This is a genomic window from Pontibacter cellulosilyticus (assembly GCF_014306105.1).
In the GTDB taxonomy this organism is placed as follows: domain Bacteria; phylum Bacteroidota; class Bacteroidia; order Cytophagales; family Hymenobacteraceae; genus Pontibacter; species Pontibacter cellulosilyticus.
Genome location: NZ_JACRVF010000005.1, coordinates 477,801 through 492,063, shown reverse-complemented (window position 1 = coordinate 492,063; position 14,263 = coordinate 477,801). Strand labels below are relative to the sequence as shown.

Below are 14,263 nucleotides of genomic sequence, written 5' to 3'. Positions count from 1 at the left end.
TTCCCATCCCGAACAGAGAAGTTAAGCCCGGACGCGCCGATGGTACTGGGGTCACACCCGGGAGAGTAGGTGGCCGCCAACCCCAACAGGAGGGGCAGCAGGAGAAATCCCGCTGCCCCTTTTCTCTTTTACCCCACCCCTGACGCTGCAGGAGCGGGGAGCGATGCGTTTAAACGCCACAAGCGAGGGAGGGGAAACGACGTATTCATCTCATGATTAGTCATAAAATCCGCTCATCATACCAAGCATTTCTCTTTTTCGTTAACCATAGTATAGCATCTGAAGTATAGAAGCAGGCTGAATCTTTGTTTTTAGCTAACATCCTCTTTAACTTGTACTATGGCTTTTGTATATCCTGCTTTTTTGTTTTCACTGGTAGCTGTTGCTGTACCTATACTTTTGCACCTGATTCAGTTGAGGAGAGCAAAGCGTGTAGTTTTCAGTAATGTTAAATTTATACAGGTATCAAAAGATATAACTTCCAGCCAAAAGACACTAAAGGAACTGCTGATCCTTTTGTGCAGAATTCTGTTCATTGTGTTTCTTGTTCTTGCTTTTGCTCAACCTTTTTTACCTGCCTTCCAACAAGGTGCCACTACAGATAACTCAGATGTAGCCATACTAGTGGATAACTCCTTCAGTGCTCAGAATCTGCAGGCTGATCAGGATTATTCTGTACTTACAGGTGCTGTAGAACGAGGTAAATCTATTGTTAATTTATTTCCGGCATCTACTGCCTTCTCTGTTGTTTCCGGGAAGAACTATAGTAGAGGGAAAGCGATGAGTACAAGTGATGCGAAAGTGCACTTGGATGACCTAGACTACTCTGCTGTTGGCTTTCCATCACTGACTAGCTCTATTTATAAGCCTTCACATGTTTTCATACTTTCAGATTATCAAAAGCAATCTTTTCGTTCTGATTTTTTGCAGCGTTTTGACTCTTTAGCCCAAGTACATGTAGTCCCTATTGCGGCGGCGGGTAATTCCAATGTAGCAGTAGACTCAGTTTACCTGGAGGATGAGTTTATTCGTGGAAATACAGATAACATGTTGCACGTACGGATCAGGAATACCGGTTCGAATGTGTTGGAAGACGTGCCGGTAAAGTTATTTGTAAATGAAAGTCAGGTAGCTGCGTTAAGTATAGATTTACTTCCTAAGCAAGCAACAGAAGCTATTCTGAATTTTAAGCTACAGGGAAATGAACCAAAGCAGGCTTATGTTCAGGTTGATGATTTTCCTGTGGATTTTGATAACACTTACTATTTTACCCTCTCTCCATCATCAAGTATAAGTGTTACGGAGATTACAGACGACAAGTCTAGCCCACTACAGCAATTGTTCATCAATGAGCCGCTCTTCCGTTTTTCTTCATTTTCAACATCTAATCCGGATTATGCCAAATTAGCCTCTAGTGATGTGGTTATACTTAATGGCATCAAAGACCTTCCGGCATCATTGGCCGCTACTGTTTCAAACTATGTAAAATCTGGAGGTACGGTTTTAGTTACTCCGGGAGTAAAAGCGAATGCTGGGGGCTATACTACTTTGTTTCAAGGGCTAAATGTTCCGGCAACTATTACCTCAGCTTCTGATCAGGCATCTAAAACAGCACTTGCAGCCCCAGATCCAAACCAACCCTTCTTTAAGAACATTTTCTCCGGCTACGATGCGCGCATGACGATGCCCCTTTCTACCAGGCAACTGGTTTGGTCAAAGTCTTCGGATGACATTTTAAAATTTAAAGGTGGTGCGCCATACTTGTCACGGTTTGATAGGGGCAACGGCAAAGTATATTTATTGGCAGCGCCCCTGGAGGAAGAGTATAACACGTTAGTCAATAATGCATTGTTTGTTCCTATAATGTATAAACTGGCCATATCGGGCTACAAACAGGAGCAGGCCTTAGCTTATACTTTGGGCGGCGGAACTGTCCGTATTCCGGTTAAAGAGGCTCCGGCTACGCAAGGTGTGTATGAACTGCAGCAGGATAGCGTGTCTTTTATACCTGAGCAGCAGGTTCGGGGAGGAAGCTTATATTTTAGCGTCCCTGCTGATTTGAACAAAGCTGGTTTTTATACTTTGAAACTGCAGGACAAGCCTGTTACAACGCTTGCCTTTAACTACAGCAAAAGCGAATCGGAGCTGGACCAGTATACACCTGACGAGCTTAGAGCCTTGATCGGTGACCGCGATAATGTGCATGTGTATAACTACGGAGACGCGTTTTCTGTGAAGGGGGAGTTCGAAAAAAAATATTTTGGCGTGAAGCTTTGGAAATATTGTCTAATATTGTGTCTGTTTTTCCTGATGGCCGAAATAGCACTTATTAGATTCCTCTAACATGAAAGTACTTCTCCGAGCAGCAACTATTTACAGTCCCCAATCTTCTTTTCATTTACAGCAGCAGAATATTCTAATCGTTAACGGCACTATCACTTATATTGGTGCAGATGAGCCCGACGCAGACAAAGTAGTGACTGCAGAGGGTTTAAGTGTATCTGGTGGGTGGATGGACCTGCATGCATATGTGGGTGAGCCGGGGCATGAGTATAAAGAAGACATACAAAGTATAGCCGCTGCTGCGAGTAAAGGAGGTTTCACTGAGGTTCTTTGTTTACCAAATACTAACCCAGTTATCCAGACAAAAGGCGCTGTTAATTACCTGAAGAACCATTCTGCCTACCTACCAGTTACGTTGCACCCGATAGCTGCGGCTACTGTGGACACGGAAGGCAAGGACCTAACAGAGATGATCGACCTTTACCAGGCTGGTGCTGTAGCTTTTTCAGATGGCATTAGGCCGTTGCAGGGTGCTGACGTTATACTTAAAGCCTTGCAGTACGTGCAGTTGTTCGATGGATTACTGATGAACAAGCCGGAGAACACACGCCTTACGGAGCATGGCCAGATGCATGAGGGTATAACCAGTACCCAACTCGGTATGAAAGGCATTCCGGCGCTTGCCGAAGAAGTAGCTGTAACCCGAGACCTGCAGCTGCTGGCTTATGCTGGTGGTAAAATGCACTTCTCTCTTGTTTCTACGGCAGCTGCGATAGATGCCATCAGAAAGGCAAAAGCACAAGGCCTGAAAGTAACATGCGATGTTGCCAGCTATCAGGCGAGTTTTATTGACGAGACCATCGCTCCATTCGATACAAACTATAAAGTAGCACCACCATTCAGGAGCCAGTCGGATGCCGAAGCTATAAAGCAGGGTTTGGCAGACGGAACAATCGACGCACTGGTTTCTGCACACTTACCACATGACACAGAATCTAAGAAACTAGAGTTTGATTTAGCCGACTTTGGCATAATTAACCTGGAAACTGCCTTTGCGGTGGCCAACACTGCATTAAAGGATAAACTGCCCACAGCGCAACTCGTCGATAAATTTGTAACAGGCCCACGCACGATACTTGGGCACAAAATACCTGTAATAGCAGTAGGTGAGGCTGCTAATCTTACGCTATTTCAGTCAGACCAGGCGTGGACACCAACCGAGACAGAAACATTATCTAAAGGCAAGAATTCTCCTTTCTTCGGTAAAGAGCTTACAGGACGTGTGATAGGCACTATACATAAAGGTCAGGTAGTACTACATTAATCTTTTTTTATATTTTTATACTTATATTTAGCTTCTGTTAAGAAAAAACAGAATGCGAGGAAGCACCTATGTTTAATCAAACTATAATAAGAGTTGGTGTACGTTACGGCGTGCTGTGTGGGTTAGTATGTTTTGCGCTAGTGGTGGCGTTGTTCTTTGTGGGTTTCAATCCGTTCGGTGATATGGGGCGTGTTACCTATCTGCCGATTCCTGTCTTCATTTTCTTAGCTATCAGGTATTTTAAGCTTTTTCATGAAGGTGAGATAGGATTTGGCCGTGGGTTTAGAGTAGGGCTTTCGGTATCGTTTTATACAGCGCTTAGTACCAGCATGCTGGTTTTCTTGTTTGTGAGCTTTGCCGGGCCTGAGGTGTTGCAGAACCATATAACCGAGATGAAAGCGCTGCTAGAGGAAACACGTGAGGAGCAAATAAAACTGCTTGGGGAAAGTATGTATGAACAAGGCTACAAAGCCATTAACTCGATAACGCCAAGTATGTTGGCTGCTGATGATTTTTTAAGAAGGATTTTTGTGGGTGGGGTTTTCTCATTGGTGGCGGCTGTTTTCTTCCGTAAATAATTTTACCAAACCATAAAAACTAACCTTTATGATCGAAACTCAACCTCAAGCGTCTGTTACCTCTGTTGCCGTAAAGTATGGCTTGCTTACTGGCTTAGTAGGAGTTGTTTATTCTCTTATTATTATGGTTACCGATTTAGGTGACAATAGAATATTAAGCAGCCTTGCCTATCTTATATTGATTGCGGGTATTGTGTTGGCCATGAAGCAATATAAAACTATCAACTACGGCTATATGTCTTATGGGCAGGGCCTTGGCATTGGATCGTTGGTAGCTTTGATATTTGGTTTGCTAACTGGCATATTCACCTGGATCTACACTACTTTTGTTGATACAGAGTACATGTCTCGCATGATGGAGAAACAGCGCGAGGAAATGCTGTCTCAAGGCATGACCGATGAGCAGATTGATGCAGGAATGAAGATAGCTGAAAACTTTCAGGGACCTGTTACTATGATTCTTGGTGCAGCCGTTATAACTTTGATAGTAGGATTTATCTTGTCGCTGATTATTTCTGCTATCATGAAAAACAGCAGACCGGAGTTTGAATAAAACATGCAATACCCTTATGATATCTCGGTAGTGATTCCCCTCTTCAACGAGGAGGAATCATTGCCTGAACTCGTGCGCTGGATCAAACGCGTGATGCATGCGCACGAGTTTTCTTATGAAGTTATACTTGTTGACGACGGCAGCACCGATCACTCCTGGGAGGTAGTTAACCAACTGAGTGAGGAGGATAATGCTGTAAAGGGTATCAGCTTTAACCGCAACTACGGTAAGTCTGCTGCCTTAAACGAAGGATTTAAACGTTGCTCCGGCGAGGTGGTCATTACCATGGATGCCGACCTACAGGACAGCCCGGAGGAGATTCCGTCGCTGTATGACATGATCAAGAACCAGAAATATGACCTGGTTAGTGGCTGGAAAAAGAAACGTTTCGACCCGCTTAGCAAAACCATTCCCACCAAATTATTTAACGCCGCCACTCGCAAACTGTCGGGTATTTACCTGCATGACTTTAACTGTGGCCTGAAAGCATACCGTCAGTTAGTGGTTAAAAGTATAGAGGTGCACGGTGAGATGCACCGCTACATACCAGTAATCGCCAAATGGAATGGTTTTACCCGCATTGGCGAGAAAGTAGTGCAGCACCAGGAGCGTAAGTATGGCACTACCAAATTTGGCTTGGAGCGTTTCGTGTACGGTTTCTTAGACCTGCTTTCGATTACCTTTGTAAGTCGCTTCAAGAAACGGCCAATGCACTTCTTTGGCACCCTCGGCACTGTTATGTTTGTAGTGGGCTTAGGCATCACTGTCTGGTTGATTATGCAGAAGTTACTGGGCTTGTATACAAATGGCCGTGTGCGCGACATCGTAGATCAACCTTTGTTTTTCCTGGCATTGGTGGCGGTTATACTTGGCGTGCAACTGTTTCTGGCCGGTTTCCTTGCCGAAATGATTTCCCTGGCCTCTAATAAACGAAATGAGTACCTGATCAGGGGTAAGGTAGGTGCCTTGAAAAAATAATGAGCAGAAAGGTAGTGATAGTTGGCCCTGCGCATCCCTTGCGCGGAGGAGGTATGGCTACCTTTAACGAACGCCTAGCTTATGCTTTTCAAGAGGCTGGCGATGAGGTGGAGATCGTTACCTTCAGTCTGCAGTACCCTTCTTTTCTTTTTCCAGGTAAAAGCCAGTATTCCGACGAGCCCGCACCGCAAGGGCTACGCATAAAAGTACTTATCAACTCCGTAAACCCCATTAGCTGGTGGAAAGCGGGCAACTACATAAAAAAGCAAAAGCCTGATCTGGTTATATTCAGGTACTGGCTACCATTTATGGGGCCTTGCCTGGGCACCATTGCACGTATCATCCGCAGAAACAAGTTTAGCCGCATATTAGCTATAACCGATAATGTGGTGCCCCACGAGAAACGCCCCGGCGATATTCCTTTTACGAAATACTTCCTGAAGGCTTGTCATGGCTTTGTAACGATGTCGCGTTCGGTGCAGCAGGATTTGGAACACTTTGAACCACGGAAACCAAGCTTATACCTGCCGCATCCGCTTTACGATAACTTTGGCCCAGCCGAGACTAAAACAGAGGCCTGTGCTGCGTTGGGCTTAGATCCTAAGTATAATTACCTGCTCTTCTTTGGCTTTATCAGGGCCTACAAAGGATTGGATATTTTACTAAAAGCAATGGCGGATGCTCAGCTTAAAGGTATGCCTAATCTGAAGCTGATTGTTGCCGGTGAGTTTTACGAAGATGCTGCGCCATACCATCAGCTGATACAGGAACTGCAACTACAAGACAAATTAGTTCTCAGAACCGACTTTATACCTAATGCTGAAGTGCGCCACTACTTCTGCGCAGCCGACATGGTGGTGCAGCCCTACAAGCATGCCACCCAAAGTGGCGTTACGCAGGTAGCCTATCATTTCGATAAACCTATGGTGGTAACCAAAGTAGGAGGCTTAGCCGAACTCGTACCCGACAAAGAAGTAGGTTATGTAGTTGAGCTAGATCCTGCCGCCATTGCCCAGGCAATTCTCCGGTTTTATACTTCCCAAGAGGCACCGGTACTTATCCAGAACATCACCAAGTATAAAAAGCGCTTTAGCTGGCAGCGATTCGTGCAATCGGTTTGGGAGCTCGAGAAGAGACTCAGCTATAAATAGTGCTTTTGTTGCAATCTTTATCAGAAGACATGTATATAGATATGCTTATATAACCTAAATCTGACAAAAGAGGAAATATTTAAGCAAAATGCTTGTCATAACATTAAGTTACACTTATATTTAATGTCGTAGAACAGACTATGTGCTATGCTTAATCTATGATAAAGAGTAAATTATTGTATCTAACCTGCTTCATCCTTTCGCTTGCTCCTTCTATTGTTCTAGCACAGTATACCAACCCCGACACCAGTTTTGTACAACAGTCTGTTTCAAACACAATAGCGTTATACAGAAATACAGTAGGTACAGAGGCACATTTGTATACAGGGCCTGAGTACTATGTTCCATTCAAGTCATATGTAGAGGGGCATCAGTATTTTCAGGTTAAGACATTTGAGAAGGGAAATGTATTTTATGATGGTGCATGGTTTTATGAGGTGCCCATGCTCTATGATATTGCTGTGGATGAAGTAGTAACGATACATCCAGGAAGCGGGTTATCTCAGAAACTTGTAAAACAAAAAGTAGGTCTGTTTGAGCTTAGCAACCATACTTTTGTATACCTGAGTGGAGAAAGTGTCGGTGGGTTTTCAATGCAGCCTGGTTTCTATAAGTTAATTTATAACGGTGATATCAAGGCTTTTGTCCGACATGAGAAATACCTTCAGGAGCGTACATCTACCAATGGTCTGGAGGGGCATTATAAGGCAAAAGATAAATTCTATCTGCAAAAGAATGGTGTTTACTACCAGGTAAGCAATAAAGCTTCTGTTTTAAAAGTGCTGAGCGATAAGAAGAAAGAGCTAAAGGAGTTTAGCCGGTCAAACAAGATCAGATTCAGAAACAAACGCGAAGAAGCTATTAAAAATATAGCAAAGCACTATGATTCATTGAAGCGCTGATTCCTTCTTTATCATCCCTAACACCTGACTTTCTTTGCTCATTTCCGCCGCTTAAATTATACTATGGCCTATTTCTACCGAGTTTTCTTCTCATTTTTCCTGCTGCTTTGGGTTTCTGTTGCTTCTGGTTACACACAGCAGTTGAACGAGCCGCTTGTAACAGGTAATTATAGCAACGCTTCTTTCAAAAGTTTTGTACAAGACTTGGAGGCAAAAACAGCCTACACGTTTTACTTTGATCCTGCTGCGGTAGATAGTATAACAGTTGATTTTAGTGTTAATGCAAAATCGCTTAGCCAGGTGCTGAATCAGGCTTTGCAGGGTACAAACCTTCATTTTGCCATTAGTAAGCAGAAACAAGTATTTATAACAAAGGGCAGACCTATACTTACAAGTCTACCTGAGAACTTTTTTGACAAGGGGAGCGCCATTGTAGGAGAAAAACAGCCACAATTTGCTGCGGAGCAATACATGCCGCAGCAAGAATCCCGTAAAAAAGCAGCCTCCGAAATCAAATTATACGAAATTGGTACTTCCAATTCTAATAAAACTGGTAAGGCAAATCTGGCTGGCACCCTGCGTGACGCTATGTCTGGAGAGCCTATTATAGGTGCTTATGTTTATATAGAGTCTCCGGCAATAGGTACGGCATCAGATCAGTACGGCTACTACTCATTAACACTGCCTTTGGGGCGACATGAGTTAAAGATTAGAGGTGTAGGCTTAAAGAACTCAAGGCGCCAGATCATACTTAACGGTGATGGCAGACTGGATATTGAGATAGAAGAAGATGTTCGCTCGCTGAAAGAAGTGCTGGTAGAGGCAGAGAAAGATCGAAACGTGTCAGGCTTGCAGATGGGAATGGAGCGACTTGATATAAGAACGATAAAACAGGTACCGACAGCTTTCGGAGAAACGGATATTCTGCGGGTTGTGCTTACTTTACCAGGTGTGAAATCGGTGGGAGAGGGAAGTACTGGTATGAATGTGCGTGGCGGCTCTACAGACCAGAACCTGATCCTTCTAAACAATGCTACTATTTATAATCCTTCGCATTTGTTTGGTTTCTTTTCAGCATTTAACCCGGATGTGTTAAAGTCGGTGGAACTGTATAAGAGTGCTGTGCCTGCTAAATACGGCGGAAGGCTTTCATCTGTGTTGGAAATTACTGCAAGGGAAGGAAACAAAAAGCAATTTACAGGCTCTGGAGGTATTGGTTTACTTACCAGCAGACTTACTCTGGAAGGGCCTATCAAAAAAGATAAAACCTCTTTTCTGGTTGGTGGCCGCACTACCTATTCCGATTGGCTGCTGAAACAACTACCTAACAAGTCTTTTAACAACAGCGAAGCATCTTTCTATGATGTAAATGCTCACATCAGCCATGAAATAAACGACAAGAACAGTTTATACTTTACCGGCTATCTTAGCAAAGACAGGTTCAAACTGGCCGCTGACACACTTTACAGGTTCAGGAACCAGAATGCAAGTATAAAGTGGAAGCACAATTTCCATAATCAGCTTTATAGCGTTCTTACCGGCACATACAGCCACTATAGCTATGATATCTCAAACGAGGGAAATGCTGTAAACGCGGCAACGCTGACCTTTGGTATAGATCAAACCGGCCTTCAAGCAGATTTTAATTACTTTCCCAATGCTAAGCACACTGTTGATTTCGGGGCTAGTTCGATTCTTTACCAGGTGTCTCCGGGCAGCCTGATGCCTAACAACAGCGAATCCTTGATAATACCAGATGAAATACAGCGGGAAAAAGCATTGGAAAGCGCAGTATATATTTCTGACAGGTATGATGTGAGTCAGCGGCTTTCGCTTTCTTTTGGATTAAGATATTCAGTATTCAATGCATTAGGTCCGAGAGATGTGTTCACGTATGCTCCCGGTGTGCCTAAAACAGAGACCACTATGGCAGATACCGTATCATACGGATCTGGAAAAACGATTGCTACTTACCACGGTCCTGAATTCAGGTTTTCAGCGAGATATGGGGTAGCCGATAATTCATCTGTAAAGCTTAGCTACAACAGACTGCGACAGTACGTGCACATGCTTTCTAACACAGCTTCCATGTCGCCTACAGATACCTGGAAACTGAGTGACAGCAACATCAAACCACAGGTAGGAGATCAGGTAGCTTTAGGCTATTACAGAAATTTCAGAGCCAATACTATTGAATTCTCTGCTGAGGGCTACTACAAGTGGATGCAGGATTTTCTTGATTACAGAAGCGGTGCCTCCATCATTATGAATCACCATATTGAGACGGACGTAGCCAATGCAGAGGGTAAGGCCTACGGTTTGGAACTGATGCTGAAAAAGGCAACCGGCAAGTTGAACGGATGGGTAAGTTATACTTACTCTCGTACGCTGGTTCGCATAAACGACTCATCCACATCTGAGATAATAAACAGAGGCGAGTACTACCCTGGCAACTTTGATAAGCCACACGACTTTACCCTTATCAGCAACTATCGCTTTAGCCAGCGTTTTAGTACCTCACTTAATTTTACCTACAACACTGGCAGACCGATAACGCTGCCGCTTGCCAAGTACTACGATGGAGAGACGCAGCGTATCTTGTACTCCGACAGAAATCAATACCGCATACCCGATTATTACCGGTTAGATTTTGCCATGAACATTGAGGGTAACCACAAAATACAAAAGCTTGCGCACAGTTCCTGGACATTGGCTGTGTATAACCTGACAGGACGCAAAAATCCATACTCCATCTACTTTAAGTCAGAAAACGGCAAGATAAGGGGCTATAAGATGTCGATTTTCGGGCAGCCAATCCCTACCATCACTTACAACTTTAAATTTTAAGCACATGAATCTCCTGAACGGGAATAAGTTAATAGGCTGGCTTTTGATGCTGTTGGTTAGCAGTTGTGTAGAGCCATTCACTCCTGAGGTGTTGGAGGCTCCTAATAATTATTTGGTGGTAAATGGCTTTATCAATGTAAATGGCCCAACAACAATTCAGTTGCTACGCACACAAAATCTAGCCGATGAGGGGCTGCCTCCTGCCGAAAAGAATGCTACTGTAACGATAGAAACGGATAACGGTGAAAGTTACAGGCTGAGCGAAACTACTAATGGTATCTACGAAATTGAAAATCTAAACCTTAATCCGACACATAAATACCGACTGTTTATCAGTACCTCCAAAGGTAAAAAGTATGCCTCTGATTTTGTAGAGGTAAAACAGACTCCCGCTATTGATGAGGTTACCTGGAAGCCGGTAGACAGGGAGGTACAGATTTATGTGAGCACCCATGATTCTAACAACAACTCCAGATATTACCGTTGGAACTATGAAAGTACATGGCACTTTAGGTCGGCATTCTATACAAATTTGAAGTATGAAAATGGCGAAGTTTTATTTCGCGATGAAAACGACGAGAATATATATGATTGCTGGAAAACAGAAAACTCTACGACTATCGAGCTAAGCAATTCTATCAGACTGAGCCAGGATGTAATCAGCAACTATAAATTACTTACACTACCCTACAATTCGGAAAAAATAGCTATTAAGTATAGTATACTGGTGAAGCAGTATGCACTTACCCCCGAGGCATACAAGTATTGGGAAACACTTAAAAAGAATACAGAAAACATAGGTACGCTGTTTGATCCGCTCCCATCACAAATTACTAGCAATATTAGATGCCTCTCTGATCCGCAAGAGCCAGTAATCGGATATATATCAGCATCAACTGTTCAGGAGAAAAGGATTTTTATTGATAGTAAGGAGTTGCCAAAAGACTGGAAAACCTTTGCACCTGTCTGTTACTCAGACACAATGTATCTCTCCCGACATAGCGTTGTAGACTATTTTAAAGAAGGTTATAATATACCTATAAATGGCATTTACCCTCAAGGCTCTCCATTTCCAATTGGATACTCCTATGCATCTAAGGGATGTGTTGACTGTACGGTATGGGGTACAAATGTAAAACCTGACTTTTGGGAATAGATGCTTAACCTAAAACAGATACCAGAGGTGCTTAAAAACAGATACGATTTGTTGCAAACAGCAAAATTATACATAGTTTCTGTGCGGGCTGTGCTTTGTTTCATACTATGTACAGCAAGTATAGGCAGTACACTTGCGCAAAGCAGCGTATTTGAAAGTATAAATCAGGATTTTAGCCTGCACCGAAACAAGGCTTTACAAGAAAAGCTTTTTCTTCACATTGACAGGCCTGCCTACGCTTGCGGCGAAACCATCTGGTTTAAAGTATATAACTTAGATGGTACGCTGCATAAACCATTAGGCATAAGTAAAGTGGCTTATGTGGAGGTTCTGGATGTATCACAAAGTCCGGTTCTGCAGGCAAAGGTAGCTCTGAAAGAAGGAACTGGCAGTGGCTCGTTTGTCTTACCTGTAACTCTTAGCTCTGGTAACTACACCGTTAGGGCATATACCAATTGGATGAAGAATTTCAGCCCGGAGCTTTTCTTTGAGCAGCCCATAACTATCATAAATACATTTCAGAAATTAACGGCTTCGCCAGCACCGGAGGCTCCTGCCTACGCTGTTCAGTTTTTTCCGGAGGGAGGCAATATGGTGGCAGGAGTAGCGAATAAGGTCGCATTCAAGGCTGTAGATCAAGATACGGGCAAAGGCATAGATTTTACAGGAGAGTTGTTTGACCAGCAAGGTATTAAGATTGCAACGTTCAAACCACACAAGTTTGGACTTGGGAACTTAATATTTACGCCTGCCAAGGGAGCCAAGTATACTGCCAGACTAAAGTTGCCCAACAACCAGATTATAGAAAAGAGTTTACCTGATGTGTATGAACGAGGCTATACATTACATCTGGAAGACACGGGTACTGATCGCTTGAAACTGATTGTTAACCAAGTTGGGCAGCAGGAAGAGCAGGTGTACTTGCTTGGCCACACCAGGCAAATGGTAGCTATTGCCGAGGCGGCTACTGTAAATAATGGTTCTGCTAGCTTTCTTGTTGATAAAAGAGCCCTGGCAGAGGGCATTACTCATTTCACAGTATTTAATTCGCAAAAGAAGCCTGTTTGTGAGCGTTTATACTTCAAGCTACCAGCGCAGGAATTTCAGCTTGATGTCGAGGCTGATAAGCAAGTGTACAATACCCGCGAGAAGGTAATGTTAAACTTGACCACAAAGGACAGTGCTGCGCCTGCAAATCTGTCGTTGGCAGTTTATAAGATGGACTCTTTGCAGGGAGCAGCAGCAAACACTATTCAAAGTTACCTATGGCTCACCTCCGATCTGAAAGGTACTATTGAAAATGCAGGCTACTACTTTTCAGAAGGCCGGTCAGACTTTGAAGCAATGGACAACCTGATGCTAACCCATGGCTGGAGCCGCTTTAAATGGGAAGAAATACTAAATAAAGAAACAGCTAAGTATAAATTTCTGCCAGAGTATAACGGACATCTGATAACTGGTAAAGTGACTGATAAAACTACAGGTGCTCCGGCTTCAGGAATTGTTACTTTTCTGGCCTCACCAGGCAAACACATTCGCTTTTATAATTCTGAAAGTAATGCTGAGGGTTTGGTACGTTACGAAGTAAAGGATTTTTATGGAGATAGAGATGTAGTAGTGCAGAGTGAATTTTCTAAAGACAGTACGTACCATTTCGAAGTTTTCAATCCTTTTTCTGATAAATATACAAGCAGAAAGCTACCAGATTTTTACTTATCTGAAACGTTAAAGCAGGACATTACTTCCCGCCACGTTCAGGCACAGGTACAGCATGCCTACTTTAGCAGTTACAACAATAGGTTTAGATCTGCAGGAGTAGACAGTACTGCAATTTACGGGCAGGCCAGTGAAAAGTACCTACTCGACGACTACAAGCGCTTTAAGGTAATGGAAGAAGTAATGCGTGAGTATGTGCCCGGGGTACAGGTAAGAAAGCGTAATGGAAGCTTCCATTTTATGGTGTTTGACAGGCCATACAAATCAATCTTCCAAGAGAATCCCATGGTGCTGTTAGACGGTATTCCTGTATTTGATATCGACAAGATCATGGCTTTTGATCCACTTAAAGTAAAAGAGTTGGGGGTAGTTACAAGCCGCTTCTTTAATGGTCCGATGGTTTACAAGGGTGTGGTGAGCTATACTACCTACTCAGGAGATTTGGCAGGATTTGAGTTACATCCCAACACTTTGATGCAGGCCTATGAGGGGCTACAACAACAGCGGGAGTTTTATGCACCCTCCTACGAAACCGAAGAGCAAAAGCAAAGCCGTTTGGCTGACTTCAGAAACTTACTTTACTGGTCACCAGAAATAAAAACAACTGCTACAGGGAGAGATAAGTTAGAGTTTTATACATCAGATTTATTAGGTAAGTATTTGATTGTTATACAAGGTATTTCAGCTAACGGTGTAGCCTGCTATAAAAGCCTTACACTTGATGTTAAATAGCTCGATAGCAGCTAACTTTGCTCAGTACATCTCTGCTACAGCT

The 14,263-nt window shown here is 43.3% G+C and carries 10 protein-coding genes and 1 rRNA gene; all 11 read left to right on the top strand.

The window, feature by feature from the left end:
- Positions 1 to 82 (top strand): 5S ribosomal RNA (rrf, locus tag H8S84_RS17615); the annotation flags it as partial.
- Between the two features lie 257 nt (positions 83 to 339).
- Positions 340 to 2,343 carry a BatA domain-containing protein gene (locus tag H8S84_RS17610; protein WP_187068677.1) on the top strand — a complete coding sequence of 668 codons (2,004 nt, stop codon included), beginning with the start codon at positions 340 to 342 and terminating at the stop codon, positions 2,341 to 2,343.
- 1 nt (position 2,344) lies between these two features.
- The gene (locus H8S84_RS17605; protein ID WP_187068676.1) at positions 2,345 to 3,607 is read left to right on the top strand and encodes a dihydroorotase; all 1,263 of its coding nucleotides are present in this window, start codon (positions 2,345 to 2,347) and stop codon (positions 3,605 to 3,607) included.
- 68 nt (positions 3,608 to 3,675) lie between these two features.
- Entirely contained in the window at positions 3,676 to 4,185 is a 510-nt protein-coding gene (locus tag H8S84_RS17600) for a DUF4199 domain-containing protein (protein WP_187068675.1), read from the top strand.
- A 28-nt stretch (positions 4,186 to 4,213) separates the two neighbouring features.
- Complete coding sequence (locus tag H8S84_RS17595) at positions 4,214 to 4,738, top strand: DUF4199 domain-containing protein (protein ID WP_187068674.1); 525 nt, start codon at positions 4,214 to 4,216, stop codon at positions 4,736 to 4,738.
- A 3-nt stretch (positions 4,739 to 4,741) separates the two neighbouring features.
- Positions 4,742 to 5,716 (top strand): glycosyltransferase family 2 protein, encoded by a 975-nt coding sequence (locus H8S84_RS17590; RefSeq protein ID WP_187068673.1) that lies wholly within the window; start codon positions 4,742 to 4,744, stop codon positions 5,714 to 5,716.
- On the top strand, positions 5,716 to 6,867 hold the full coding sequence (locus H8S84_RS17585) for a glycosyltransferase (protein ID WP_187068672.1): 1,152 nt from the start codon (positions 5,716 to 5,718) through the stop codon (positions 6,865 to 6,867). Before H8S84_RS17590 ends, H8S84_RS17585 begins: the two co-directional genes overlap by 1 nt.
- A 158-nt stretch (positions 6,868 to 7,025) precedes the next feature.
- On the top strand, positions 7,026 to 7,769 hold the full coding sequence (locus tag H8S84_RS17580; RefSeq protein WP_187068671.1) for a hypothetical protein: 744 nt from the start codon (positions 7,026 to 7,028) through the stop codon (positions 7,767 to 7,769).
- Between the two features lie 63 nt (positions 7,770 to 7,832).
- Positions 7,833 to 10,616, top strand: coding sequence for a TonB-dependent receptor (locus H8S84_RS17575; RefSeq protein WP_187068670.1), 2,784 nt, complete (start codon positions 7,833 to 7,835; stop codon positions 10,614 to 10,616).
- Between the two features lie 4 nt (positions 10,617 to 10,620).
- Positions 10,621 to 11,772 carry a DUF4249 domain-containing protein gene (locus H8S84_RS17570; protein WP_187068669.1) on the top strand — a complete coding sequence of 384 codons (1,152 nt, stop codon included), beginning with the start codon at positions 10,621 to 10,623 and terminating at the stop codon, positions 11,770 to 11,772.
- The gene (locus H8S84_RS17565) at positions 11,773 to 14,220 is read left to right on the top strand and encodes a hypothetical protein (protein ID WP_187068668.1); all 2,448 of its coding nucleotides are present in this window, start codon (positions 11,773 to 11,775) and stop codon (positions 14,218 to 14,220) included.
- Positions 14,221 to 14,263: the final 43 nt, after the last annotated feature.